Here is a 26,232-nt window from a genome sequence, read left to right as displayed (position 1 = left end):
ACAAGTGGTAAGGGCAAAACGTAAATTAGATCATATTGAATATGCTTTTTCTACTGGTCAGTCTCGTACGCATGGCTTTCATGATATTGATTTTGTGCATCAAAGCTTGCCAAATTCAAGTTATGACACTATAACATGTGAAACAAAAATCGGCGAACTTTCACTAAGTTCGCCGATTTTTATCAATGCGATGACTGGTGGTGGAGGAGAGCAAACATTACATATTAATGAGCAATTAGCATATGTAGCGAAACATCATAACCTTGCTATGGCTGTAGGATCGCAAATGGCAGCTTTAAAAGATGAAAGTGAATCGGCTTCGTATAAAGTTGTTAGGAAAGTAAATCCGAATGGGATTTTTTTCGCAAACTTAGGAAGTGAGGCAACTGTCGAACAGGCAGAGCGTGCCGTTGATATGATTGAAGCGAATGCACTGCAAATTCATTTAAATGTCATACAGGAGTTAACGATGCCAGAAGGAGACCGTGATTTTACTGGTGTACTTCAGCGGATTGAGAAAATAGTTTTAAAAAGTAAAGTACCTGTCATCGTAAAAGAAGTCGGTTTTGGAATGAGTAAGGAAACAGTACAACAGTTAGCGAATATAGGTATAACAGCAATTGATATTGGCGGACAAGGTGGTACGAATTTTGCTGCTGTTGAAAATGAAAGAAGACAGCGAATGCTTTCTTATTTTAATAACTGGGGCATACAAACAGCTACCTCGATTATTGAAGCAACCTCTACAAATAATAACCTCTCTTTTATTGCATCTGGGGGTATACAAACAGCACTTGACGTGGCGAAGGCAATCGCATTAGGGGCGAATACAACTGCGTTTGCTGGATACTTTTTACGTATTTTAATGCAAGATGGCGTTGAGAATTTAGTGGATGAAATTGATCTTTTACATACAGATTTAAAATTTATTATGACAGCTCTTGGCGTGAAGACGATAGAAGAGTTACAATCTGTACCTCTTGTTGTAAAAGGTGAAACGTACCATTGGTTAGCGCAGCGAGGGATTGACACTGCACATTATAGTAGGCGATGAAAAATCAACCATCTGGTTGGTTTTTTTGCGTTTTATTTTCGTAAAATGAAGAGGGAGGGCGAGAAGTTATCATTCTATATAATTCTATAAATGGAAAAAAGAGAGAATTTACATTATAATAAAAGTATATATAAATATTGTGCGGAAAAACATGGTAAAAGTAAGAAAGTATTCCTCTCTATATAGCTGGTTAGCGATAAAACAAGATAAGAGATTGCTATTTAAGAGTCAAAAGAAACAAGGGGAAATTTACGATGATTTTGAGGATGAGGATGTTAATAAAAAAGGAGATAATGTATCTTCAAATAGTAAAAATACAATAGGACGCATTACATATAATAGTGAAGATGTTAACATCCATGCACGAAATATAAGAGAAGATACAGCGGTTTCTGGATATAATAAAAAGGTTGAAATTTCATTAACTTCAAATGTAAGAGAAGGAGATTCTAGTTCAACAATAGCACAATCAGCAATTAAAACGGCGAATATTGCAATCGCAGTCGGGAATAAATTGTATAGGAATCCAACGGTGAATGCAGGAAGTGGAATAGAAGCACTAATTTTGCCAAGGGAATTAGGAGAAGACAAAAATCCATCGGAAGATTCGTATGCAATTTATTATTTTAATATACCAAATGAAGTGAGTTTAAGTAATGCTGAAGTAGTATTGCTTTCTGATCAAGGATATACCATTGTGAGTAGGGAAATTAAAGGAGAAAAAGAAGGTATTGTAGGTGCGAAAAAAGAGGTTGAGCGAAAGTTAAATGAGATAGGAGAGACAGATTATGTACGTGTAGAGGTAAAGAGTAAAAATCCTTCTCTACATACGTATTATGTTATTACATATTCTAAAAACCAACAGGTGTAGTTACGATTAATGCCTCGTTGAGTGATAGGGTTTATAATGCGAAAACAAAAGAATTATATTACGAGTAGAAATAAATAAAATAATTGTGTAAAAAGACGGTTTCGTACAATATCGAAACCGTCTTTTTGTATTGCCTATTTGAGGGCAACTTGATTGGTGTGAGCAAATAATCAGTGGGGATGGATACCCCTACTTAAGTTTCACTTTATTTAATGCTGATTCTGCTTTCGAGCTTGCTCCGGTGTATCAAGACTTGTTGCACCGGGATATTGAAGTGATTGGTCGCGATCAGATTCAACGCGGCGTGATTCTCTTAGCTTTCGTTCTTGGCGATCTTTACCCATTGTGAGTTACACCTCCTTATTAAAAGTTTTGCTGTTATGAGAAAAACTATGCACAAAGAAAAGGAGGATTAACTTTCATAAAAAGTTCCCATAATGGAAATCATAGGAGGTGAAATGATGGATGGGAGTACTTTTTATTTTGTTGCTTGGATAGGGTGGATTGTCGTGACCTTTTTTATGAAAAAGGAATCTATTCGTTGGAAGATAAGTGCTTGTATATTAATTTTTATTATTTGTTCTCCGTTAAATGTGACGATTGCTTCTTTCACGATATCGGTAAATGCCCTTTTGCTTTGTATTATTTCTTTTGTAGGTATCGCGTTATATTCTATTTGGAAAAAATTATATACCTTACTTTCGGCACTTATTATTGCAATGTTATATACAAGCTTTCATTTGTTAGAAGTATATGATCCAATTTGGATTGTGGTTGATAGGTTATTGCTGTTAAGTGGTGCACTTGTGTATGCATCGGTTTTATTGCACGGGGATCGCATATTACGATTATGCTCCTTATATATAGGGATGTTACAAGGAGAATTATTGGTGACGCTGATTTTTCGTAAATTACATTTTCCTTATGAATACGGCAGTTTAGCTTTTTTAGATGTTGCTGCTGTTTCCACTTTATTTATGGCGATTTTACTTTGGATTACAAAGGCATCGGTATATATGGAACAATTTAAGAGGAAAACACGTAAAAGAAAGGCGAGGGTAATACATGACTGAATATACACCAGCTATTTTATGTGGCGTAATTGCAGGTACAATAACTAGGTTGTTAATGCTTCGTACCGATACGAGGCAATATCCGACGAGGCTTCACGGGAAAATTATTCATATCGCGATGGGATTAATTGCGGCTGCCTTAGGAGCAATTGCGATTCCGTCTGTTTTGAAAAAAGATTTTTCTGCAATTACATTTCTTACGTTAGCGGCGACGCAATTTCGTGATGTGCGCAATATGGAAAGAAATACGCTTCAACAATTAGATGGATATGAGCTCGTACCACGTGGTAATACATACATTGAAGGAATTGCATTAGTATTTGAAAGTCGTAACTACTTGGCGATGTTAACGTCGTTTGTAACAACGTTTGCGTATATAGGACTCGATTCATGGATTGCCGGGGTAATTACTGGTATAGTAAGTTTTTTCATTGCGAAAAAATTAATGTCAGGTAAAAGACTTCATGACCTTGTAGAAATAGAGCACGTTCCACTTCGTTTTGAAGGAGCGGGACTTTATATTGATAATATTTACATTATGAATATTGGATTGCCAGCAAGGCAAGAAGAAATTATGAAATATGGAATGGGATTTATTTTAAAACCGAAATCGATAGATGCGATGGTTACAATCTCAAACTTAGGACAACGGCAAGCTATTTTACATGATGTTTCGGTTGCTTTAGGAATATATAGAGATTCTGGAACGCCGGCACTTGTACCGTTAGCGAAGCGTGATTTAGAGGATGGGAGAGTTGGGATTTTTGTTCTGCCGCAAGATCAAGATGCAGAAAAAGCGATAGGGGTAATCGGAAATGTACCAACATTAGAGAGTGCTGTTCATATGTCATCAGAAGCTCCGAAAGGAAGGGGAGATAAGAGATGATGTTAGAAAGTGTTATTCTCGCAGTCATTACAACAACGCCAGAGAAATTTGCAGGTGGTGCCCCTTTATTTATTTGCGAGTCGACAGAGGAACTGGAATTTGTTGCAAATAATTTAGAGGCTATTTTAGATGGTATTGCACATCGCTTACAAGATAATGTATATATTATTGTGAAACATTAGTAACGTGTGGTATAATGTGAGGTGTTTTGATACGTTGAGAAATATTCTGGAATGCAAATCCCTTCTTGCACAAAGAAGGGTTTTTTACATAATAAACAGAAGCAAGTTGAAAGGATGAAAGTATATGCCGAAACCAGTAATAGCGATAGTAGGCCGCCCGAACGTAGGGAAATCTACTATTTTCAATAGAATTGTTGGAGAAAGAGTTTCAATCGTAGAAGATATACCAGGTATAACGCGAGACCGTATTTATAGTGCGGGAGAATGGTTAAATCATGAGTTTAACATTATTGATACAGGTGGAATTGATATTGGAGACGAGCCGTTCTTGACACAAATTCGTCAACAGGCGGAAGTAGCGATTGATGAAGCAGATGTTATCATTTTTATGACGAATGGTCGCGATGGTGTAACTGCAGCAGATGAAGAAGTTGCTAAAATTTTATACCGTTCTAAAAAACCAATTGTACTTGCGGTAAATAAGGTTGATAATCCAGACATGCGTAGTGATATTTATGATTTTTATGCATTAGGATTTGGCGAGCCATTCCCGATTTCAGGTACACACGGTTTAGGACTTGGTGATTTGTTAGATGAAGCTGCAAATCATTTTCCAAAGATTGAAGAAGAAGCGTATGACGATGAAACAATCCGTTTCTCTTTAATTGGACGTCCAAACGTAGGGAAATCATCACTTGTAAATGCACTTCTTGGTCAAGAACGTGTAATTGTAAGTAATATAGCGGGAACGACACGTGATGCTGTTGATACACCATATAGTAAAGATGATCAAGATTATGTAATCATCGATACAGCTGGTATGCGTAAAAAAGGGAAAGTATACGAAAGTACAGAAAAGTATAGTGTACTTCGTGCACTTAGAGCGATTGAACGTTCTGACGTTGTTTTAGTCGTTTTAGACGGAGAAGAAGGAATTATTGAGCAAGATAAAAAAATCGCTGGATATGCTCATGATTCAGGACGAGCTGTTATTATCGTTGTAAACAAATGGGATGCAGTGAAAAAAGATGAAAAAACAATGAAAGCATTTGAAGAAAACATCCGTGCTCATTTCCAATTTTTAGAGTATGCACCGATTGTATTCTTATCTGCGAAAACGAAAAAGCGTACACAAACGTTATTACCGGTTATCAATGAGGTAAATGAAAGCCATAGCATCCGTGTACAAACGAATGTATTAAATGATGTAATCATGGATGCGGTAGCGATGAATCCAACGCCGACACATAATGGTAGCCGTCTGAAAATCTTCTATGCGACACAAGTTGCGGTAAAACCACCAACATTTGTTATATTTGTAAACGATACAGAATTAATGCACTTTTCATATGAGCGCTTCTTAAAGAACCGTTTACGTGAAGCGTTCGGTTTTGTAGGAACGCCGATTCACATTATCGCTAGAGCAAGAGACTAATGGAGAGGATGTGATTTTATGACAAAAATCACAGTAATAGGAGCAGGTAGCTGGGGAACAGCGTTAGCGATGGTATTAGCTGACAATGGGCATGATGTACGTATTTGGGGAAACCGTCCTGAACTCATGAATGAAATTAATACGAAGCGTGAGAACAGTAGATATCTTCCAGGGATTACATTGCCAAGCACAATCGTAGCCTACTCTTCTTTAGAAGAAGCATTAGTAGATGTAAATACAGTACTGCTAGTAGTACCGACGAAAGCGTACCGAGACGTATTGCAAGAGATGAAAGAAATTGTTACAGAGCCAATTACTTGGATTCATGCAAGTAAAGGAATCGAACCAGGTACGTCAAAACGTATTTCGGAAGTGATTGAGGAAGAAATTCCAGAGAGCTTGATTAAGGATGTTGTTGTACTATCTGGGCCGAGTCACGCTGAAGAAGTTGGATTGCGTCAAGCGACAACTGTTACGTCTGCAGCAAAGCGTATGGAAGCGGCTGAGGGAGTACAAGATTTGTTTATGAATAGCTATTTCCGTGTATATACAAACCCAGATATCGTTGGAGTTGAACTTGGTGGTGCTTTAAAAAATATTATTGCACTAGCTGCGGGGATATCTGACGGGCTTGGATTAGGTGATAATGCGAAAGCGGCATTAATGACACGTGGTTTAACAGAGATTGCTCGTTTAGGAAGAAAAATGGGCGGAAATCCGTTAACGTTTGCTGGTCTAACTGGTATGGGAGACTTAATTGTAACTTGTACAAGTGTGCATAGCCGAAATTGGCGCGCTGGAAATATGCTTGGAAAAGGGCACTCTTTAGAAGAAGTGCTAGAAAGTATGGGTATGGTTGTAGAAGGTGTAAGAACAACGAAAGCTGCTCATGAATTGGCAGAGAAAATGGAAGTTGAAATGCCGATTACAGCGGCTTTATATGACGTGCTGTTCAATGGGAATAATGTGAAAGATGCAGTAGGCTCATTGATGGGACGTGTTCGAAAACATGAAGTTGAAGCGATACCTGATTTGTTATAAAGAAAACGGTAGAAGTACATTTCGTACTTCTACCGTTTTTTATTTTTTATGGGTCTTTTCACCAATTTTTCATCTCTGCATAGGATGAAGAGTAACTTGAGGAGAGGGTGAAAAGAATGGATAACAACATTTTTAATAACATTGAAAAAGAAGCGAAAGTGAACAAAGAAGATATTTTTAAATTAGCGTCGTCTGTTCAAAATGCGAACTTACGTGATGAGACAGTGCTTCGCCAATTGATTCATCAAGTTGCTCTAATGGCAGGACGCGAAGTGCCGAAAGAGCAAGAGGATCAAATTGTAAAAGCGATTATTAACAATAATATGCCGGCGGATTTTGGTTCGTTAAGTAAAATGTTTAAAAAATAAATTATGAGAAACAAAGAGTTTAGAGAATGCATATGATAGTTATGAAAGAATGGGAATAGAGCTGTTAAGGGCATATTTGGTCAACCGAAGCGCATCATTTCGTGCTTCGGTTTTATTATTTTAAATAAAAATCATCAATTCACGGAAAAATGATGATTTTTATTTGTTTAAAGATTTTAATTTGTTAAAATAGTATAAAAATAGATTGAAAGTAAAGGGGTGTATATATGTCGGAAGGGCTTATGAAAATGTGGTTTGCTTTAGGGGCAATTGGATTTATGTTTCTTGCAGTAAGTTTTATTTTATTGAGTAGGCATAAAATGAAGAATAAATTTTTGAAAGGGATTACAGCTTTAGTAGCGTACACCCTCATGATTGTATCGGGAATTGTTATTTTCCTTGTTGTATTTAGTGGCCCTATTGAGCAATAAAGGATGTGTAGTCGGTAAATGTTACAAAAGCAACAGTCCATACTAGCATGAAAAGGTGATTGTCAGTGAAAAAAATCCATATTATTTTAATATTTTGTTGCATGAGCATTTTAACAGGGTGTATGTATCCAAGAGAAAATATGAAACAAAGTGCTATTCCTTATGAAGACCAGTTGCAAGTTGTACAAAAAGCCATTAATACATATAAGGAGCAAACGGATGGTTTATTACCAATTAAGACGCGTGATATGAGTACGCCGATTTATCAGAAGTATCCAATTGATTTTCAAAAAATTGCTCCAAGGTACATACAAGAGGCACCAGGGAATGCGTATGAAAGTGGTGGAGTATATCAATATGTATTAATAGATGTTGAAAAAAATCCGACAGTAAAGTTAATTGATGTGAGAATGGCGGAACAAATTCAAGAAGTGGCATTGAAGCTAAGAATGTATCGTGATGAACATCAATATCCACCTTTTAAAAAAGTGATCACAGATGGTGTTTATGAATTAGACTTCAAAAAACTAGGATATAAAGATGTACCACAAGTGACAAGTCCGTACTCAGGAAAAGGCCTCCCTCTTGTAATTAATGAAAAAGGAGAATTGTTTGTTGATTATAGAATCGACTTATATGAAGCGTTGAAAAAAAATGAAGGACAATTTAAAGAAGGTGAAGATATCCGGAGTATACTATCGAAGGATTCCCCGTTTGTTCCTGCATATTCTTTGCCGTACACAGTAAAAAATGGAGAACCAATTTTTTTGAAATCATAAGTCATGAACCTTTCTTTTAGTGAATAAGTTCTAGAAGAAAGGTTTTTTATGTTATACAACTTGCGATGCAAACAAAAGGTATTTTTAAATAGTCATATGAAATTGGACAAAATTATATGATATATTGTCCGAACTTCTAGAATACCATTATATTATATCAGATATTATAGGCAACATTAGAGAAGGTATTAGTTGACTATAAACGTGGAATTATTCCCAAAAATATTGAGGGAGGGAATCACTTGGAAAAGGTAGATATTTTTAAAGATATTGCGGAACGCACAGGCGGTGATATTTATTTTGGAGTTGTAGGAGCTGTTCGAACAGGGAAATCAACATTTATTAAAAAATTTATGGAACTTGTTGTTATTCCCAATATTGAAAATGAGTCAGACCGTCAAAGAGCGCAGGATGAACTGCCTCAAAGTGCTGCTGGTCGTACAATAATGACGACGGAACCGAAGTTTGTTCCAAACCAAGCGGTTTCTATCGAAGTAGATGAAGGTCTTGAAGTGAATATTCGATTAGTAGATTGTGTTGGATATACGGTTCCAGGAGCAAAAGGCTATGAAGATGAGAATGGTCCGCGCATGATTAATACTCCTTGGTATGAAGAGCCTATTCCATTCCATGAAGCTGCAGAAATCGGAACACGTAAAGTAATTCAAGAGCATTCAACAATTGGCGTCGTTATTACAACAGATGGAACAATTGGTGAAATTCCAAGAAGAGATTATATAGAGGCAGAAGAACGCGTTGTAAATGAGTTAAAAGAAGTAGGAAAGCCTTTCATTATGATTATCAATACTGTACAGCCATACCATCCAGATACGGAGCAGTTACGTCAAAGTTTATCAGAAGAATATGATATCCCAGTAATTGCGATGAGTGTAGAGAGTTTAAGAGAAACAGATGTGTATAACGTACTGCGAGAAGCATTATTCGAGTTCCCGGTTTTAGAAGTGAATGTAAACCTTCCGAGCTGGGTAATGGTGCTAAATGAAGGGCATTGGTTACGCCAAAGTTATCAGGAAGCGGTTCAAGAGACTGTAAAGGATATAAAACGTCTTCGTGATGTGGACCGTGTCGTTTGGCAGTTTAGTCAATATGAATTTATTGATCGAGCAAGTCTAGCTGGCATCGATATGGGGCAAGGTGTGGCAGAGATTGATTTATATGCGCCAGATGAATTGTATGATCAAATTTTAAAAGAAGTAGTAGGAGTAGAGATTCGAGGGAAAGATCATTTATTAAAGCTTATGCTCGATTTATCTCATGCGAAAACAGAGTATGACCAAGTGGCGGATGCCTTGCGGATGGTAAAACAAACCGGATATGGAGTAGCAGCGCCTGCATTAGCTGATATGAGCTTAGATGAACCGGAAATTATTCGTCACGGCTCAAGATTCGGTGTTAAATTAAAAGCGGTTGCGCCGTCTATTCATATGATTAAAGTGGATGTAGAATCAACATTTGAACCAATTATCGGTACTGAAAAACAAAGTGAAGAACTAGTTCGTTACTTGATGCAAGATTTTGAAGATGACCCGCTATCAATTTGGAATTCTGATATATTTGGGCGCTCTCTTAGCTCTATTGTTAGAGAAGGAATTCAAGCGAAGTTATCTCTAATGCCAGAAAACGCTCGTTATAAATTAAAAGAAACGCTAGAAAGAATTATTAATGAAGGATCTGGCGGATTAATTGCGATTATATTATAAGAAAAAAATCCCTCTAATTGCAGAGGGATTTTTTTCTTTTTGAGTAAGTAATAGGAAAATAAACAGTCATTATCTAATATTTTGTTGTAAATTGTCAAGTTTCATCAGAATTTCACATTTTTAGAGTAACAATTTCCTTAAAAATATTGAATTATAAAGGAGAATCGTATAATATAGGCGTTGATAATGATTTATCTACATCTTTGTAGTATAGAATTTGTAAAAATTGCCTACAAATGAAAGTAAGACTCATTTTATGATCATTATACAGTCTTATCTTTGGGAGGAGGTGAATGGCATGAACAAGACAGATTTAATCAATGCTGTTGCAGAAGCAAGTTCCCTTTCTAAAAAGGACGCAACAAAAGCAGTGGACGCTGTTTTTGATTCTATCTTAGAAGCTTTAAAACAAGGTGATAAAGTACAACTAATCGGATTCGGTAACTTCGAAGTTCGTGAGCGTGCGGCTCGTAAAGGTCGTAACCCACAAACAGGTGAGGAGATTGAAATCGCTGCAAGTAAAGTACCTGCATTCAAACCTGGTAAAGCGTTAAAAGATGCGGTTAAATAATCCTTACATATTAACAGGGAAGAAGAGTTTCCTTTTTGGAAACTCTTCTTTTTGCTTTTAAAAACATAAATATGCTAGAATGTGTTCGTATCACTTTTAGGTTTTTCGGGAGGGCTAGCGGATGGCAAAAGTTAATTTAGAACAAATTGAACATGCAGTACGTCTTATTTTAGAGGCAATCGGAGATGACCCAAATCGCGAGGGAGTACTTGATACACCGAAACGTGTTGCGAAAATGTACGCAGAAGTATTCTCAGGAATGCATGAGGATCCGAAAGAGCATTTACACAAAGTATTCGGAGAAGACCACGAAGAGCTTGTGCTAGTAAAAGATATACCATTCTATTCGATGTGTGAGCATCATCTTGTTCCGTTTTATGGAGTTGCTCACGTTGCATATATTCCGCAAGGTGGAAAAGTAACGGGACTAAGTAAATTAGCTCGTACTGTAGACACAATTGCGCGTCGTCCGCAACTACAAGAACGTATTACATCAACAGTAGCTAACTCTATTATGGAAGTACTAGAGCCGCATGGTGTAATGGTAGTAGTAGAAGCAGAGCATATGTGTATGACGATGCGTGGTGTGAAAAAGCCTGGTGCGAAAACAGTAACGACTGCAGTGCGCGGCGTGTTAGAAAATGATGCAGCAGCACGTAGTGAAATTTTATCGTTTATTAAGACGAATTAAAGAAGAGCGGGAAACTGCTTTTCTTTTTTTTATATACAAAAAAATGATATAGTTTTAATGTTAAAGAGAAAGAATATAAAGGTTGAAAATTACTTCTGCCTTTTGTGTAAATGAATGTTTGTAGTAGTTAGAGACGAAGATAACTTGTATGAATAAAAGTTGAGGCTTTATTCGGTGGCAGTTTGGCAGAAGTAGCCAAGTTTTGATTATAGAAAATAGAATGTATGTGTTATAATAAATTTTATGAATTAGAAAACAAGGGTGATTTTTTGTGTGTGACATCTACGGAGGGTATGCGGGTATTAAAGAGAAATTGATGGAGAAATTACGCCATCCTTATTTTATAAACTATATTGAAGAACCATTTATTGATGAAGAAAAAATAGCGCTGTTATACGGTGCATTAAAAAGTGCAAATATACATAAAGAACAAATTGATCATTATGTCGTAACGATTATGCTTGTACAAATTGCTCTTGATACACATGAAAAAGTATCAAATAAAGCAAACGAAGAGACGAGTGGATTCCATAAGCGTCGTCAATTGACAGTTCTTGCAGGGGATTATTATAGTGGTCTATACTATTACTTATTGTCAATGAATTGTGATATTATCTTAATTCGTGCACTTGCTGAAGGAATTAAGGAGATTAATGAACATAAAATTATGCTGTATCAAAAAGCACATGTGACGATTCAAGACATAATGGAAAGTGTAGTAATAATTGAATCTGCGCTTTTGCAAAAAACATGTGATCATTTTCAGTTATCTAATTGGAAACCATATATAACTTATGTGTTAGGAAAAAATCGTCTTCAAAAAGAGTGTCAATTGTATGCTGATAAACAAAATTCACCTGTTTTTCAAGCAGTCCAAAAAATCTCATTGGATGATGATAAAAATTTGGAAACAGTTATTAATGAATGGCTTATGGAAATGAGAAAGCAAGAAGAAAATTTTTTAGAGAATCATACAGAAGTTAATGAGATAATTTCTATGTTAAGAGATAAATCAAGGACATAAGCAACTTTACATTGGAAGAAGGTACGAGCATGCAACAATCAAAAGAAGAAAGAGTACATGACGTATTTGAGAAAATTTCTGATAAATACGATGTGATGAATTCTGTAATTAGTTTTCAAAGGCATAAGGCATGGCGCAAAGAAACGATGCGAATTATGGATGTGAAACCCGGGAGTAAGGCACTTGACGTATGCTGCGGGACGGCAGATTGGACAATTGCACTAGCGGGAGCTGTAGGTGAAGATGGGAAGGTTTACGGTTTAGACTTTAGCGAAAATATGCTAGCTGTCGGTAAACAAAAGGTAGAAGCTTTAGAATTAAAGCAAGTAGAACTTATACATGGAAATGCAATGGAACTTCCTTATGAAGATAATACGTTTGATTATGTAACAATTGGTTTTGGGTTACGTAACGTTCCGGATTACATGCAAGTATTAAAAGAAATGACGCGTGTAGTAAAGCCTGGTGGAAAAGTAATTTGCCTGGAAACATCTCAACCAACGATGATAGGTTTTCGTCAAGGGTATGTCTTATACTTTAAATATATCATGCCGTTATTTGGAAAGATGTTTGCGAAAAGTTATAAAGAATATTCATGGCTTCAGGAATCTGCTAGTACATTCCCAGGGATGAAAGAGTTAGCACGTATGTTTGAAGAAGCTGGGCTTAAGAATGTGCAAGTGAAACCATTTACTTTTGGTGTAGCAGCTATGCATTTAGGTATTAAACCAGAATCAAAATAGAAAAAAGAAAAAAGACGTTTTAGGTTAAGGTGAACAATATGAAGTTACAACTTATGTACTCTTTTTTACGATCGGATATTAATGTTATAGAAAAAGAATTGAAGAAGACAGTTGCTTCTGAGCAGCCGTTAGTAGAAGAAGCGGCATTACAGCTTATTGAAGCAGGCGGGAAGCGGATTCGCCCTGTTTTTGTTTTGCTTGCAGGGAAATTTGGGGATTATAAGTTAGATGCAATTAAGCTTGTTGCGGTTGCATTAGAACTAATTCATATGGCTTCGCTTGTTCACGATGATGTCATTGATGCTGCGTTTTTACGACGCGGTAGCGCAACAGTGAATGCGAAATGGGGAGATCGTATTGCAATGTATACAGGAGACTACTTGTTTGCGAAGTCTCTTGAATGTATAACAAATATAGAAATTCCAGATGCACATCAAGCGTTGTCTCATACAATTTTAGAAGTTTGTAAAGGTGAAATCGAACAAATTAAAGATAAGTATAACTATGATCAAAATTTACGAACGTATTTAAGAAGGATAAAACGAAAAACAGCATTGTTAATCGCCGCAAGTTGTCAGTTGGGAGCGATTGCTGCTGGTGCTAATCGTGATACTGTAAATCGTCTATTTTGGTACGGATATTTTGTTGGTATGTCTTATCAAATTATTGATGATATTTTAGATTTCGTATCGACAGAAGAGAAGCTTGGAAAGCCTGCTGGTGGTGATTTATTACAAGGTAACATTACATTACCTGTTTTGTATGCCATGGAAGATCCAGTTCTTCGTCAAAAAATTACATCTGTGCATGAAAATACAACAGCAAGTGAAATGAAAGAAATTATTGATGATATTAAAGCGAGCGAAGCTATTGATAAAGCATTTTCGTTTAGTGAACGTTATTTACATAAAGCATTAGAAATAATAAAACCACTCCCTCGTGGACAGGCGAAGTATGCGTTGCAAAATGTCGCAAAGTATATTGGAAAACGAAAATTTTAGTGTTTTGTCTAAAAAATAAAATAATCTCTCTATTTCAAAACTATTGCGCAATTGTGATAAGGGTGTTAATATGTGTGTGGGGATATACAATTACATACATAATTCAGAAGTGGAGAGATTTTTTATGGAAAAAACATTTCTAATGGTAAAACCAGACGGTGTACAACGTGCCTTCATTGGGGAAATTGTAGCTCGTTTTGAGAAAAAGGGCTTTCAATTAGTTGGTGCAAAATTAATGCAAGTTACTCCGGAAATTGCTGAACAACACTACGGTGAGCATAAAGAAAGACCTTTCTTTGGTGAATTAGTAGACTTTATTACATCTGGTCCTGTATTCGCAATGGTATGGCAAGGTGAAGGTGTAGTAGATACAGCACGCAATATGATGGGTAAAACACGACCACATGAAGCTGATCCTGGAACAATTCGTGGAGATTTCGGTGTAACTGTTGCGAAAAACATTATCCACGGTTCGGATTCTTTAGAAAGTGCAGAACGCGAGATTGCTATTTTCTTTAAGGAAGATGAATTAGTAGACTACTCAAAATTAATGAATCAATGGATTTACTAATTATTTTGAAATAATTTGTAAACGCTTTAATAACTGTGATAATAGTAAAAAGTGTGAGAAGAATAGGGGTATTCTTCTTGCACTTTTTTTATTTCGATCAGTTACGAAGTTAGGGCTGTTATGATATATTGGTATGTAAAGTAAAAGGTTTACTATTATGAAAATAATCGAACAATTACAAGTAGGGAAAGCAAACATTCGATTTACTATATAATTTCTTTGTATTTTAAAGAGTGATGGAAGATAATATAGCTGCTTTATGTAGCGGGATAAATACATATGCGAAAAGAGGAATAACGTATGCGATATATTACAGCTGGTGAATCCCATGGTCCGCAACTTACGACAATTTTAGAAGGTGTTCCGGCAGGGGTATCTTTAGTAGCGAATGATATAAATGAAGAATTAGCTAGAAGACAAAAAGGATATGGACGCGGTAGACGCATGCAAATTGAGAAAGACCAAGTGCAAATTGTAAGTGGTGTTAGGCATGGGAAGACGATGGGGTCACCGATTGCACTTGTTGTTGAAAATCGTGATTTTACACATTGGACAAAGGTTATGGGTGCAGAGCCGTTAACTGAGCAGGAAGAGAAAGAAATGAAAAGGCAAGTTACGAAACCTAGACCTGGACACGCAGATTTAAATGGTGCGATTAAATATGGTCATAGAGATATGAGGAATGTATTAGAGCGTTCTTCAGCACGTGAAACGACAGTTCGTGTTGCAGCTGGTGCAGTTGCAAAAAAAATATTAGCGGAATTAGGTATACAAGTAGCGGGACATGTTATCGAGATTGGTGGTGTACAGGCAGCTAATATTAAATATAACTCTATTGTGGAATTACAAAGTACTACAGAAGCATCTCCTGTACGTTGTTTAGATGAAGAGGCCGGTAAAAAGATGATGCAAGCAATTGATGATGCGAAGGCAAATGGTGATTCTATCGGTGGTATTGTTGAAGTAGTTGTAGAAGGAATGCCAATTGGAGTAGGTAGCTATGTACATTATGATAGAAAATTAGATGCAAAATTAGCAGCGGCAATTATGAGTATTAACGCTTTTAAAGGTGTTGAAATTGGAATTGGTTTTGAAGCAGCACATAGACCTGGAAGTGAAGTGCATGATGAAATCCTTTGGGATGAAGTGCAAGGGTACAGAAGAAAAACGAACAATGCAGGTGGATTAGAAGGTGGCATGACAACTGGTATGCCGGTTGTTGTGCGCGGTGTTATGAAACCGATACCGACATTATATAAACCGCTTCAAAGTGTTGATATTGATACGAAAGAACCTTTTACAGCGAGTATTGAACGTTCAGATAGTTGTGCAGTGCCAGCAGCTAGCGTTGTGGCTGAAGCTGTTGTGGCTTGGGAGCTCGCAACAGCTTTAATTGAACAATTTGGATTAGATCGTATCGATCTTATACGTGAAAATATTGAGAAACATAATGAATATGCGAGGGGATTTTAATGGAGAACATACATATTCAAACGAAATCAAAAGAATATGATGTACATGTTGGAAGGGAGGCGTTGTCACACTTAACAACGCTTATTCAAAAAATGAATCCTGCAGTATCTAACATAATGATCATTTCTGATGAAGCTGTTGCATCACTGCATTTACAGACAGTTGTTGATGCATTGCAAGTAGAGCAAAAAGTATTTTCGTTTGTTGTACCGAGTGGCGAAAAAGAGAAGTCTTTTGAAAATTTCTATGAGGCTCACACTTCGGCTCTTGAAAATAAATTAGATAGAAATTCTTTAATCATCGCACTTGGAGGCGGAATGATTGGAGATTTGGCTGGATTTGTTGCCGCGTCGTTTATGCGTGGTATTCGCTTTGTCCAAGTTCCAACGACTTTATTAGCTCACGATAGTGCAGTAGGCGGGAAAGTAGCAATTAACCATCCACTAGGAAAAAATATGATTGGAGCGTTTCATCAGCCAGAAGCTGTTGTATATCATACACCATTTTTACATTCACTTCCTGAAAAAGAGTGGCGATCAGGTTATGCAGAAGTGATAAAGCATGCTCTTATTGGTGATGTAGAGCTATATCATTGGTTAAAAGAAGAAGTGCAAACGTTAACGGATCTTCGTGATGAAAAGTTAATTCATATATTAACGAAGGCGATTCCTGTGAAAGCGAATATTGTGTCGCAAGACGAAACAGAAAAAGGTGTACGTGCGCATTTGAATTTTGGGCATACGTTAGGACATGCTCTTGAAAAAGAGTTAGGATATGGGAATATTACTCACGGTGATGGAGTAGCGGTTGGCATGCTATTTGCTATGTTTTTAAGTGAGCAAGTGTACAAAGTTGATCTTTCTTATGAAGAAATGAAGCAGTGGTTCTTGAAATACGGTTATCCAAAAATGTCAAGTGACTTGAATGTAGAACGTCTAGTTCAGTTGATGAAACAAGATAAAAAAGCAAATGCTGGAACAATTCATATGGTGCTTATGCAGGAATATGGGGGAGTGAATGTCGTATCTATTTCAGATGAGACTGTTCATATTGCGTTAGAAGCATTTCAAAAGGATATGGTGTAAAAAGTCATAGAACAGGTATGAAATGCATATTTAAAGGTATTCTCGTAATGGTGACGGTTATGATTAAAGATGACAGTAAGACATTATAAATCATATCAATGACTGGGGGAAGAAAAGTGAGAGTAAAAGAGCAATTGTTAACTTTGAGAGCATATGTACCTGGGAAAAATATTGAGGAAGTAAAAAGAGAATACGGATTGTCAAAAATTGTAAAACTAGCATCGAATGAAAATCCGTTTGGCTGCTCTGCGCGTGTGACAGAAGCATTAACTTCGTTAGCTAATCAATATGCACTCTATCCGGACGGGGCGGCATTTGAGCTTCGTGAGAAAGTAGCAGAGCATTTAGGTGTAAAAGCGGAACAACTTTTATTTGGTAGTGGGCTAGATGAAGTCATTCAAATGATTAGTCGTGCTTTGCTACATAATGGAACAAATGTTGTAATGGCGAACCCTACGTTCTCGCAATACCATCACCATGCTGTTATTGAAGGAGCAGAAGTTCGTGAAGTACCACTTAAAGATGGCATTCACGATTTAGATGCAATGTTACAACAAGTAGATGAGAAAACGAAGATTGTATGGATTTGTAATCCGAATAATCCGACAGGTACATATGTAGAAAAACAAAAATTACTTTCATTTTTAGAATCAGTTCCAAAGTCAGCGCTCGTTATTATGGACGAAGCATATTATGAATATGCTGGGGCAGAAGATTATCCGCAAACATTACCTCTTCTTGAAAAGTACGAAAATCTTATGGTGTTACGCACATTCTCAAAAGCATATGGATTAGCTGCTTTTCGTATTGGATATGCGATTGGTGATGCAAAGCTTATTGGGCAGCTAGAGGTAGCAAGACTACCATTTAACACATCAACTATCGCCCAAGCGGTAGCATTAGCGGCAATAGAGGATCAACAGTTTTTACAAGAGTGTGTGAAGAAAAATGCCGGAGGATTAAATCAATATTATGCATTTTGTAAGGAATATAACGTATTCTACTATCCATCTCAAACGAATTTCATTTTCTTGAAACTTGGTATACCTGGTAATGAAGCTTTCGAACGATTAATGAAAAAAGGATATATCGTTCGTTCTGGTGCAGCATTTGGTATGCATGATGGTATTCGTATTACTGTTGGATTAAAAGAAGAAAATGATGAGATTATTGAATTACTTACGGAACTTGTAAAAGAACAAGTGAAGAAAGAAGAAACGTATTCTTAAGAAATGGTGGAGGCTCCTGTTACAGGAGCCTTTTTCATTTGAACTGCAATAAGGGGAGTTGTTTGCACGTTCAAGAAAGAAAACGTTACAATAGAAGTAGACGTATAAGAAGAACTATTGTACATATAACTTATTTAAAATGTGAGGAGGATACAGTTTGAAACTAGTAGGACGAAAAAATAGTTTGAATGGGAACATTGTTGTTCCAGGAGATAAATCTATTTCGCATCGCTCTGTTATGTTTGGAGCGATAGCGGAAGGGACGACGAAAGTATCAAATTTTTTATTAGGAGAAGATTGTTTAAGTACAATTACATGTTTTCAAAAACTAGGTGTCCAGATTGAACAGTTTGGTAACGATGTCACGATTTACGGTAAAGGATTACATAATTTACAAGAACCGAAAGAAGTATTAGATGTGGGGAATTCAGGGACGACTATTCGTCTTATGCTTGGGATTTTAGCAAATACGCCGTTCCATAGTACGATAATTGGTGATGCATCAATTGGAAAACGTCCTATGAAACGTGTTACAGACCCGCTTAGTAAGATGAATGCTCAAATTGATGGTAGAGAAAACGGACAATATACACCTTTATCTATTCGCGGTGGTAAGGTAAAAGGTATGCATTACCATTCACCAGTAGCAAGCGCACAAGTGAAGTCAGCAGTTTTACTTGCGGGTTTGCAAGGGGAAGGGATTACTACGGTAACAGAGCCTATGCAATCTCGTGATCATACGGAAAGAATGTTGCGTGCATTCGGTTGTACCGTAGATGTTAATGGACGGACTGTTTCATTACAAGGTGGACAACAACTTAAAGGTGCAGACATAGAAGTTCCAGGAGATATTTCTTCGGCGGCATTTTTCTTAGTAGCTGGTGCAATTGTCCAAAATAGTAAGCTTGTATTGGAAAACGTTGGTTTAAATCCGACGAGAACAGGGGTTTTAGATGTATTAACAAAGATGGGTGCACTTATTTCTATCGATCATATTAGAAATGAAGAGTTTGAACCGTGCGGGGATATTACGATTGAAACATCTAAACTAAAAGGAATAGAGATTGGTGGAACTCTTATTCCAAGATTAATTGATGAAATTCCTGTAATTGCTTTATTGGCAACGCAGGCAGAAGGAATTACTGTTATTAAAAACGCTGAGGAGTTAAAAGTAAAAGAAACAAATCGTATCGATACGGTTGTAGATGAATTAGGTAAATTAGGTGCGAAGATTGAAGCTACACCAGATGGTATGATTATATATGGTAAACAAAGTTTAAAAGGAAATACTGTTAATAGTCACGGCGATCATCGTATTGGGATGATGCTTGCAATCGCATCGTGTATTATAGATGGAGAAGTGAAAATAGAGAATAGTGATGCGGTCGCTGTATCGTATCCGGAATTTTTCGAACAATTAGCTGCGCTATGAGAGAAAGTATAGGAAGAGGTAGCTCACTCAAAAGGTTGCGTTCTTACACCTAGTTGCTTATGATAAATGAACAGAAGAGAATATTTTTTGAATTAAAGGAGACGTTTATGCAAAAGTTTGAACAGGCTGTTTCTTATATTGAAAACGGTGAAGCAGAAAAAGGATTACAATTATTAAAAGAACAACTACGAGTTGCTAATGATGAAGAGAAGTATGATATCGCTCGTTACTATCATACACTTGGGTTTATGGATGAGGCGTTAGCAATTACTGAAGACTTACGCTTGCTATATCCGGAAGAAAGTGAATTTACGGTATTTTTAGCAGAATTATATATTGATTTAGATAAAGAAGATGAAGCGATTGAAGTGCTTCATGATATTCCAGAAAACGATGATTTATATGTTCAATCGTTATTACTTGTAGCGGATTTATTCCAAATGCAAGGTTTTGATGATGTAGCAGAACAAAAACTATTAAAGGCGAAAGAAATGATGCCAGACGAACCTGTTATTACGTTTGGGTTAGCAGAATTATATAGTAGTAAAGGTGAAGAGCAAAAGGCGATCACTTATTATGAATCGTTACTAGCAGAACATAAAGTTATGGGTGGTGTTGTCATTGCGCTTCGGCTAGCAGAAACTTTAAGTGCTATTGGAAACTGGGAAGAGGCAATCTCTTACTATGAAGCGGGGTTAGAAGAGCAAAAAGATATTCACTCATTATTTGGATATGCCTTCACATTATACCAAGGAGAAGAATATCAAAGAGCAATTGGTGCTTGGCAAGAATTAAAAGAATTAGATCCTGAATACGCATCGTTATACATGTATTTAGCGAAAAGCTATGAAAAAGAAGGCATGCTTCAAGAAAGCTATGAAACACTTCAAGAAGGAATTAAAGTAGATGAGCTGTCTGTTCCTTTCTATGTAGAATTAGCGAATATTGCGGCGAAATTAGGTAAAATAGCGGAGGCAGAAGAAGTGCTTCAAAAAGCGCTGGAGCTAGATCCGGGACATTTAGGCGCGATATTAAAATATGCGTATATTTTAAAAGAACAAGAGAAATACGAAGAGCTAATTGCAGTTGTAGAGCGTGCAATTGACAGTGGAGAACCAGATACACAACTACTTTGGGATCTTGCATTTGCAAAAAAACAATTAGAAATGTATTCGGATGCATTAAAACACTATGAAAGTGCATATACTTCTTTTAAGAATCATCCAGATTTCTTGGAAGAGTACGGTTATTTCTTATTAGAAGAAGGAATGCGAAAAGAGGCGAAAGAAGTATTTACGCAGTTAATACAACTAGACCCGACACAAATTCATATTGAAGAATTGTTATATAATTTAGAGGATTTTTCATAAGTTGGAAGGAAACTGAATGCCGCTTCTTGAATCTAAAAAGAAAAGAGAAAGACAGAGGAGGGACTTAATCGCTATGAATACCCCTGTTTCTGTAAACGAGAAGAAGGATTTTGTAAAATGGTTTTTGAATAATTACCAACTGAAACAGCGTGAATGTGTATGGATTTTGAATTATTTAATGAGTCACGATCAATTAATGCATAAAGTCCACTTCGTAGAACATGCAAAATATTGTCCGCGTGGCTTAGTAATGTCAGCAAATTGTGTGAAAGACACACCGTTTCATTTTTTTAAACAAAATGTAATGACAACAGATGCAGAAAAATCGTTTCATGATATTCGTTTGAATCGAGATGAGGATATTTATATTCAGCTTAATTTTAAATCATCGTTCCAAAATGCAAACTATGTAGCTGTATTAGAAGAAAACCCATATTTGCCAAAGCATATTGAAGTGAATGAAAAAGATCGATTGCTTGCAGAACGATTTTTAGAAGAAAGTGTATTCTCATTTAGAAGAGAACGTCTTTTGAAACAAATTGATGAAGCTTTGGATAAGCAAGATAAGGAAGCATTTCATAGGTTAACAGCAGAGTTGAAAATTTTATAGAATTCATTTTGATTATGTAATCTTTACGAAATTCAGACTTTTTAAGAAAAACTACTTAATAATAGGTAGTTTTTCTTTTTTTACCTCTTTTAGTATGGTTTAATATATATAAAGTGAAAGTTCTGTTATTTCGAATGGAGGAGGGGAGAAAAGGTGAAATGGATTGTAAAAGATGTAGAACAGTTTGAGCAAGCGAGGGAGTATGTAGATACAGGGATTATACCCCTTTTGTCTATTTCGGCAGCAAAAGAGATGAAAATGGTTGTAGAGCAAGGTGAATTTATTGAGGCTTTGAGTATGGAGTTGGAAAGGGAGTATAAAGGAAGAGTGCTTTTACTGCCCGCATTTACGTATTTGGTAGAGAGCCAAAAGAATGAAAAAGACCGTTTGCAAGAATGGACAGATCATTTAAAAAGGCAAGGTTTTAAGCATATTGCCTATGTGACAAGTGACTTTTCATGGAAAGAAGATATGAGAGATGTGCAGGGTGATTTATTTTGGTTTCCATCGTTATCATTAGAGCAATTTAGTGACCAAGCGAAAAGGGAAGTTATTCGTGCACACATAAAAAATATTATGGAAATGTTGGAAGAAAGATGGATAAAATAATAATAAACAGAAAGTTCTTATTATTATGAGTAGTATGATATTGACCTATGCAAGAGGGTATTATATCATGATAGTGTCCTAGTTTTTATTTTTTATATAATTTTTTCACGAGGGGACAATTTCTGATAGAGGGGGGAAATTTTCGTGAGCGAGAAAGAACATCGTGTGTCAAGAAGACAGTTTTTAAATTACACACTTACAGGGGTAGGAGGCTTTATGGCGGCGGGTATTTTAATGCCGATGACGAGGTTTGCGCTTGATCCGGTGTTAAGAAAAGAAGTGGGAACAGATATGGTTGCTGTTGGACAAGTAAAGGATATTACAACAGAGCCGAAGCGCTTCGATTTTAAGGTGAAGCAGGTTGACGGATGGTACAAGTCTGAAGAGCCAAAATCTGCTTGGGTGCATAAAGATGAAAGCGGAGACATTGTTGCATTTTCTCCAGTATGTAAACATTTAGGTTGCACAGTGAACTGGAATTCGGACAAAGCACATCCTAATCAATTCTTTTGCCCATGTCACGGGGGACGTTACACAAAAGATGGGATGAACATTAAAGGCACACCGCCTCTTGCTCCGCTTGATGTGTACGAGTCTAAAGTGAAAGATGGAACGCTGTATTTAGGAAAAGCGAAGCCAAGAGGGGGTGCAAAGTAGATGTTAAATAAAATTTATGATTGGGTGGACGAACGTTTAGATATTACACCGATATGGCGTGATATCGCTGATCATGAAGTACCTGAGCATGTTAACCCGGCACATCACTTTTCTGCATTCGTCTATTGCTTTGGAGGACTTACCTTTTTCGTTACAGTAATTCAAATTTTGTCCGGAATGTTTTTGACGATGTATTATGTGCCGGATATTAAAAATGCTTGGGAGTCGGTTTATTATTTACAAAATGAAGTAGCTTACGGGCAAATTGTTCGTGGTATGCATCACTGGGGTGCTAGTCTCGTAATTGTAATGATGTTTTTACATACACTCAGAGTTTTCTTCCAAGGTGCGTATAAAAAGCCTCGTGAGTTAAACTGGATTGTTGGTGTTCTTATTTTCTTTGTTATGTTAGGTCTTGGTTTTACCGGATATTTATTACCGTGGGATATGAAAGCGTTATTTGCTACGAAAGTAGGGATTCAAATTGCAGAGCAAACGCCGCTCATTGGTCCTTATATTAAAACATTACTCGCTGGTCATTCCGAAATCGTTGGCGCTCAAACATTAACTCGCTTCTTTGCTATTCACGTCTTCTTCTTACCAGCAGCACTTCTAGGTTTAATGGCCTTCCACTTCATCATGATTCGCAAACAAGGTATTTCCGGTCCGCTATAAGAGATTGCTAAATTAAAGGGGAAAGAACAAAAGGAGGGAGATTATGCATCGCGGCAAAGGGATGAAGTTTGTAGGAGATTCTCGGGTACCAGTAGCCCGGAAACCAAATATTCCAAAAGATTATTCTGAATATCCAGGGAAAACAGAAGCGTTTTGGCCGAATTTCTTGTTAAAAGAATGGATGGTTGGTGCAGTTTTTTTAGTCGGTTATTTATGTTTAACAGTGGCGCATCCGTCACCGCTTGAGAGAATGGCGGATCCTACAGATGCAGGATATATACCACTTCCAGATTGGTATTTCTTATTCTTGTATCAGTTATTAAAGTATTCGTATGCTTCAGGCTCATTTACTGTAATTGGTGCGTTTATTATGCCGGGGATTGCGTTTGGAGCGTTACTATTAGCTCCGTTTCTAGATCGAGGCCCAGAAAGAGCACCATTGAAGCGTCCTGTAGCAACGGGGTTTATGCTTTTAGCAATTGCATCGATTATTTTTTTAACTTGGGAATCTGTAGCACACCACGATTGGGAAGCTGCAAAAAAACAAGGAGCAATTGTAAAAACAGCACCAGTTGATAAAAATGATGACGGCTACAAGTTGATGCAAAAAAATACTTGTTTAACATGTCATGGTGACAATTTACAGGGCGGAGCGGCAGCACCGGCTTTGCAAAACTTAACTTTAAAACCAGAAGAAATCGCTAAAATTGCGAAAGATGGAAAAGGTTCAATGCCTAAAGGTGTATTTAAAGGTACAGATGAGGAACTGAAAAAGCTTTCGGAATTCGTTGCAAAGTATAATAAAAAATAATAGAAAAGCTGACTACAAAACCTGTGGTCAGCTTTTTATTTTGCGTGCCCAGCTAAGCTGGGCACTGTTTGATGGTGAAAGGTTTAAATAGAATTCTACAAGGATTCAAAAATTATTATAGCCTATCTTCAATTGGACAGAAGTGGCTCGGTAAAATAGATTGGTACGTCTTAGAACGGCTTAACCTTTTTTGGAATAAGAAAAGAAATGTTCGAAAGAAACATGGTCGTATCAAGGACTTGATGAAGAAAATAACATACACACTCGTGAAAGTAGGAAGCTAGAACAAACTGAAAGCTAAAGAAGGAAGAGCATCGGAAAGCCGTATGAGGGAAAACCTCACGTACGGTTTGATGAGGGGAAGCTGAAACAGAAAAGGGATAGCAAAGCCATCCCTAAAGAAAATTTAATCTGTTTCAGTTTTCTACTCTACGATGACGGAAAGTTTGCTATATAATAGAGTAGAGTTCGATGAAAGAATTACTTTGTTTGAAAGGTGTTGGACATACAGATTGGCTTACTTGTATGCAATGTTAAGGCAACGTTCGGTACTATTATTTTTATTGGTTGTTAACATATTAGGTACAATTTATGGATTCATATGGTATGGAAATCAATTAAAAGAAACCTCACCTATATTTTGGCCGTTTGTACCAGATAGCCCTATGGCGACTCTCTTTTTTGTCTTTGTTTTAATTGCTTTCTTGATGAAGAAGAACTGGGGGTTAATAGAAGCGCTAGCGATAGTTACTTTAATAAAATATGGTGTTTGGGCTGTTGTTGTAAATGCAATTATGATTTATGTAAAAGGCCCTATTGGCCTTATGGGATATATGTTAATGTTATCTCATTTTGCGATGGCAGTGCAGGGAATGTTATATGCTCCGTTTTATCGGATAAAAAAATGGCACTTCACTGTAGCTGGCATATGGACATTACATAATGATGCAATTGATTATTTATTTTGGCAAATGCCGAGATATGGGATTATGCATTTATTTGTAGAGAAAATTGGTTATTTTACGTTTTGGTTAAGTATTGCTGTACTGTGTATTACATATTATTATTGCTTACGTGAGAACCGAAAACAGTTTTCTTTATGATGGTGAGGACATTTAGGGGGAGAAAATGAAGAAAAATAAGAGCGGTATAAACATATTGGATCGATTGATCACTTTAGTAGTTTCCTATAGCATAGCATTTTCTGTTTTCGCTCTCGCGACAACGGTAGTTGTATATGGAAAATGGTTGTATTATTTTGAAATTGATTTTTTAAATATTCCAGATTTAGCGGATATGACGAAAGATGAAATTAAGAGAAACTATGATGTGCTTATTACATATTTATCGCCGTTTTATGAAGGTGCATTACAATTGCCGACATTAGATATGTCCACAAATGGACGCATTCATTTTGTAGATGTTAAAAATATTTTAGTAAAGATTCAATATATAATGTATGGAACGATTGTAATTGCTGTATTAGGAGGAGCGTATTTATTAAAAAAGAAAAAAGAAAAGTTTTTACTTCACGGAGCGATTCTTACAATTATTTTTCCAATAGCTCTTACGTTACCAATTGCTATTAATTTTGAAAAGAGTTTCGTATTATTTCATAAGCTTTTATTTAGCAATGATTATTGGATGTTTGATATTGAAACAGATCCGGTTATTTTAATGTTACCGGAAGAATTCTTTATGCATGCTGCATGTATTATTTTATTATTGATTTTAGGTGGTAGCATGCTTTGTTATGGTGTGTATAAATATTTAGTGAAAAAGAAAAGGGTTTCAAAGAAAAAATTCTCTGTTTAAAGAGAATTTTTTTGTTTTCATAGA

At 36.5% G+C, this 26,232-nt stretch carries 30 protein-coding genes; 29 read left to right on the top strand and 1 reads right to left on the bottom strand.

Annotation, left to right across the window (positions count from 1 at the left end; translation table 11 throughout):
* Positions 1 to 4: 4 nt before the first annotated feature.
* Entirely contained in the window at positions 5 to 1,054 is a 1,050-nt protein-coding gene (gene fni, locus MHH66_RS18890; protein ID WP_078184193.1) for a type 2 isopentenyl-diphosphate Delta-isomerase, read from the top strand.
* Between the two features lie 151 nt (positions 1,055 to 1,205).
* Positions 1,206 to 1,925: a hypothetical protein gene (locus MHH66_RS18885; RefSeq protein ID WP_234803704.1), complete on the top strand. Its 720-nt coding sequence runs from the start codon at positions 1,206 to 1,208 to the stop codon at positions 1,923 to 1,925.
* A 209-nt stretch (positions 1,926 to 2,134) separates the two neighbouring features.
* Here MHH66_RS18885 and MHH66_RS18880 read toward each other — a convergent pair whose 3' ends face one another.
* Entirely contained in the window at positions 2,135 to 2,269 is a 135-nt protein-coding gene (locus tag MHH66_RS18880; protein ID WP_000513901.1) for a YpzI family protein, read from the bottom strand.
* Between the two features lie 117 nt (positions 2,270 to 2,386).
* Between MHH66_RS18880 and MHH66_RS18875 the strand changes: the two genes are divergently transcribed.
* The 27 genes from MHH66_RS18875 (at position 2,387) to lit (ending at position 26,208) form a co-directional block, all read left to right on the top strand.
* Positions 2,387 to 2,998 carry a YphA family membrane protein gene (locus MHH66_RS18875; protein ID WP_002086626.1) on the top strand — a complete coding sequence of 204 codons (612 nt, stop codon included), beginning with the start codon at positions 2,387 to 2,389 and terminating at the stop codon, positions 2,996 to 2,998.
* Positions 2,991 to 3,884, top strand: a complete 894-nt coding sequence (locus MHH66_RS18870; protein WP_063218617.1) for a YIEGIA family protein — start codon at positions 2,991 to 2,993, stop codon at positions 3,882 to 3,884. The genes MHH66_RS18875 and MHH66_RS18870 overlap by 8 nt, the downstream gene beginning before the upstream one ends.
* The gene (locus tag MHH66_RS18865) at positions 3,881 to 4,066 is read left to right on the top strand and encodes a capping complex subunit for YIEGIA (protein WP_002086624.1); all 186 of its coding nucleotides are present in this window, start codon (positions 3,881 to 3,883) and stop codon (positions 4,064 to 4,066) included. Before MHH66_RS18870 ends, MHH66_RS18865 begins: the two co-directional genes overlap by 4 nt.
* Positions 4,067 to 4,190: 124 nt before the next feature.
* On the top strand, positions 4,191 to 5,501 hold the full coding sequence (gene der, locus MHH66_RS18860) for a ribosome biogenesis GTPase Der (RefSeq protein WP_002011811.1): 1,311 nt from the start codon (positions 4,191 to 4,193) through the stop codon (positions 5,499 to 5,501).
* Between the two features lie 18 nt (positions 5,502 to 5,519).
* Positions 5,520 to 6,542 carry an NAD(P)H-dependent glycerol-3-phosphate dehydrogenase gene (locus tag MHH66_RS18855; protein ID WP_002011813.1) on the top strand — a complete coding sequence of 341 codons (1,023 nt, stop codon included), beginning with the start codon at positions 5,520 to 5,522 and terminating at the stop codon, positions 6,540 to 6,542.
* Between the two features lie 116 nt (positions 6,543 to 6,658).
* Complete coding sequence (locus tag MHH66_RS18850; RefSeq protein ID WP_000369753.1) at positions 6,659 to 6,910, top strand: stage VI sporulation protein F; 252 nt, start codon at positions 6,659 to 6,661, stop codon at positions 6,908 to 6,910.
* Between the two features lie 227 nt (positions 6,911 to 7,137).
* The gene (locus tag MHH66_RS18845) at positions 7,138 to 7,341 is read left to right on the top strand and encodes a DUF2768 domain-containing protein (protein WP_002011815.1); all 204 of its coding nucleotides are present in this window, start codon (positions 7,138 to 7,140) and stop codon (positions 7,339 to 7,341) included.
* Between the two features lie 65 nt (positions 7,342 to 7,406).
* Positions 7,407 to 8,120 (top strand): hypothetical protein, encoded by a 714-nt coding sequence (locus MHH66_RS18840; RefSeq protein WP_002126422.1) that lies wholly within the window; start codon positions 7,407 to 7,409, stop codon positions 8,118 to 8,120.
* 242 nt (positions 8,121 to 8,362) lie between these two features.
* A complete protein-coding gene (spoIVA, locus tag MHH66_RS18835; RefSeq protein ID WP_000416521.1) occupies positions 8,363 to 9,841 on the top strand; it encodes a stage IV sporulation protein A in 1,479 nt (492 codons plus the stop codon).
* Between the two features lie 298 nt (positions 9,842 to 10,139).
* On the top strand, positions 10,140 to 10,412 hold the full coding sequence (locus MHH66_RS18830; protein ID WP_001043860.1) for an HU family DNA-binding protein: 273 nt from the start codon (positions 10,140 to 10,142) through the stop codon (positions 10,410 to 10,412).
* Positions 10,413 to 10,533: 121 nt separating this feature from the next.
* On the top strand, positions 10,534 to 11,103 hold the full coding sequence (gene folE / locus MHH66_RS18825) for a GTP cyclohydrolase I FolE (protein WP_002011819.1): 570 nt from the start codon (positions 10,534 to 10,536) through the stop codon (positions 11,101 to 11,103).
* A 271-nt stretch (positions 11,104 to 11,374) separates the two neighbouring features.
* Complete coding sequence (locus MHH66_RS18820; protein ID WP_002030763.1) at positions 11,375 to 12,127, top strand: heptaprenyl diphosphate synthase component 1; 753 nt, start codon at positions 11,375 to 11,377, stop codon at positions 12,125 to 12,127.
* 29 nt (positions 12,128 to 12,156) lie between these two features.
* The gene (menG, locus tag MHH66_RS18815; RefSeq protein ID WP_063218616.1) at positions 12,157 to 12,870 is read left to right on the top strand and encodes a 2-heptaprenyl-1,4-naphthoquinone methyltransferase; all 714 of its coding nucleotides are present in this window, start codon (positions 12,157 to 12,159) and stop codon (positions 12,868 to 12,870) included.
* Positions 12,871 to 12,908: 38 nt separating this feature from the next.
* Positions 12,909 to 13,871 (top strand): heptaprenyl diphosphate synthase component II, encoded by a 963-nt coding sequence (gene hepT, locus MHH66_RS18810; protein ID WP_078184194.1) that lies wholly within the window; start codon positions 12,909 to 12,911, stop codon positions 13,869 to 13,871.
* Positions 13,872 to 13,995: 124 nt separating this feature from the next.
* Positions 13,996 to 14,442, top strand: a complete 447-nt coding sequence (gene ndk / locus MHH66_RS18805; RefSeq protein ID WP_078184195.1) for a nucleoside-diphosphate kinase — start codon at positions 13,996 to 13,998, stop codon at positions 14,440 to 14,442.
* 300 nt (positions 14,443 to 14,742) lie between these two features.
* Complete coding sequence (aroC, locus tag MHH66_RS18800) at positions 14,743 to 15,915, top strand: chorismate synthase (protein ID WP_063218614.1); 1,173 nt, start codon at positions 14,743 to 14,745, stop codon at positions 15,913 to 15,915.
* A complete protein-coding gene (aroB, locus tag MHH66_RS18795) occupies positions 15,915 to 17,000 on the top strand; it encodes a 3-dehydroquinate synthase (protein ID WP_078184196.1) in 1,086 nt (361 codons plus the stop codon). The genes aroC and aroB overlap by 1 nt, the downstream gene beginning before the upstream one ends.
* A gap of 116 nt (positions 17,001 to 17,116) precedes the next feature.
* Complete coding sequence (hisC, locus tag MHH66_RS18790) at positions 17,117 to 18,229, top strand: histidinol-phosphate transaminase (RefSeq protein WP_002086618.1); 1,113 nt, start codon at positions 17,117 to 17,119, stop codon at positions 18,227 to 18,229.
* A gap of 157 nt (positions 18,230 to 18,386) precedes the next feature.
* Positions 18,387 to 19,661 carry a 3-phosphoshikimate 1-carboxyvinyltransferase gene (gene aroA, locus MHH66_RS18785; RefSeq protein WP_063218613.1) on the top strand — a complete coding sequence of 425 codons (1,275 nt, stop codon included), beginning with the start codon at positions 18,387 to 18,389 and terminating at the stop codon, positions 19,659 to 19,661.
* Positions 19,662 to 19,768: 107 nt separating this feature from the next.
* A complete protein-coding gene (locus MHH66_RS18780) occupies positions 19,769 to 21,031 on the top strand; it encodes a tetratricopeptide repeat protein (protein WP_002086616.1) in 1,263 nt (420 codons plus the stop codon).
* Positions 21,032 to 21,104: 73 nt separating this feature from the next.
* The gene (locus MHH66_RS18775; RefSeq protein ID WP_002086615.1) at positions 21,105 to 21,641 is read left to right on the top strand and encodes a ReoY family proteolytic degradation factor; all 537 of its coding nucleotides are present in this window, start codon (positions 21,105 to 21,107) and stop codon (positions 21,639 to 21,641) included.
* A 153-nt stretch (positions 21,642 to 21,794) separates the two neighbouring features.
* Positions 21,795 to 22,250 (top strand): YpiF family protein, encoded by a 456-nt coding sequence (locus MHH66_RS18770; protein ID WP_002030770.1) that lies wholly within the window; start codon positions 21,795 to 21,797, stop codon positions 22,248 to 22,250.
* A gap of 144 nt (positions 22,251 to 22,394) precedes the next feature.
* Entirely contained in the window at positions 22,395 to 22,907 is a 513-nt protein-coding gene (qcrA, locus tag MHH66_RS18765; protein ID WP_002030772.1) for a menaquinol-cytochrome c reductase iron-sulfur subunit, read from the top strand.
* The gene (qcrB, locus tag MHH66_RS18760) at positions 22,908 to 23,582 is read left to right on the top strand and encodes a menaquinol-cytochrome c reductase cytochrome b subunit (protein WP_000932700.1); all 675 of its coding nucleotides are present in this window, start codon (positions 22,908 to 22,910) and stop codon (positions 23,580 to 23,582) included. It begins immediately after the preceding gene.
* A gap of 43 nt (positions 23,583 to 23,625) precedes the next feature.
* On the top strand, positions 23,626 to 24,393 hold the full coding sequence (gene qcrC / locus MHH66_RS18755; RefSeq protein WP_002011836.1) for a menaquinol-cytochrome c reductase cytochrome b/c subunit: 768 nt from the start codon (positions 23,626 to 23,628) through the stop codon (positions 24,391 to 24,393).
* A 512-nt stretch (positions 24,394 to 24,905) separates the two neighbouring features.
* On the top strand, positions 24,906 to 25,496 hold the full coding sequence (locus MHH66_RS18750; RefSeq protein WP_002086612.1) for a DUF1405 domain-containing protein: 591 nt from the start codon (positions 24,906 to 24,908) through the stop codon (positions 25,494 to 25,496).
* A 25-nt stretch (positions 25,497 to 25,521) separates the two neighbouring features.
* Entirely contained in the window at positions 25,522 to 26,208 is a 687-nt protein-coding gene (gene lit, locus MHH66_RS18745; RefSeq protein WP_002064533.1) for a lipoprotein intramolecular transacylase Lit, read from the top strand.
* Positions 26,209 to 26,232 lie beyond the last annotated feature (24 nt).

Origin of the sequence: Bacillus sp. FSL H8-0492 (assembly GCF_038006145.1) — a bacterium.
GTDB lineage: Bacteria > Bacillota > Bacilli > Bacillales > Bacillaceae_G > Bacillus_A > Bacillus_A mycoides.
This window is presented reverse-complemented; position numbering and strand designations above follow the sequence as displayed.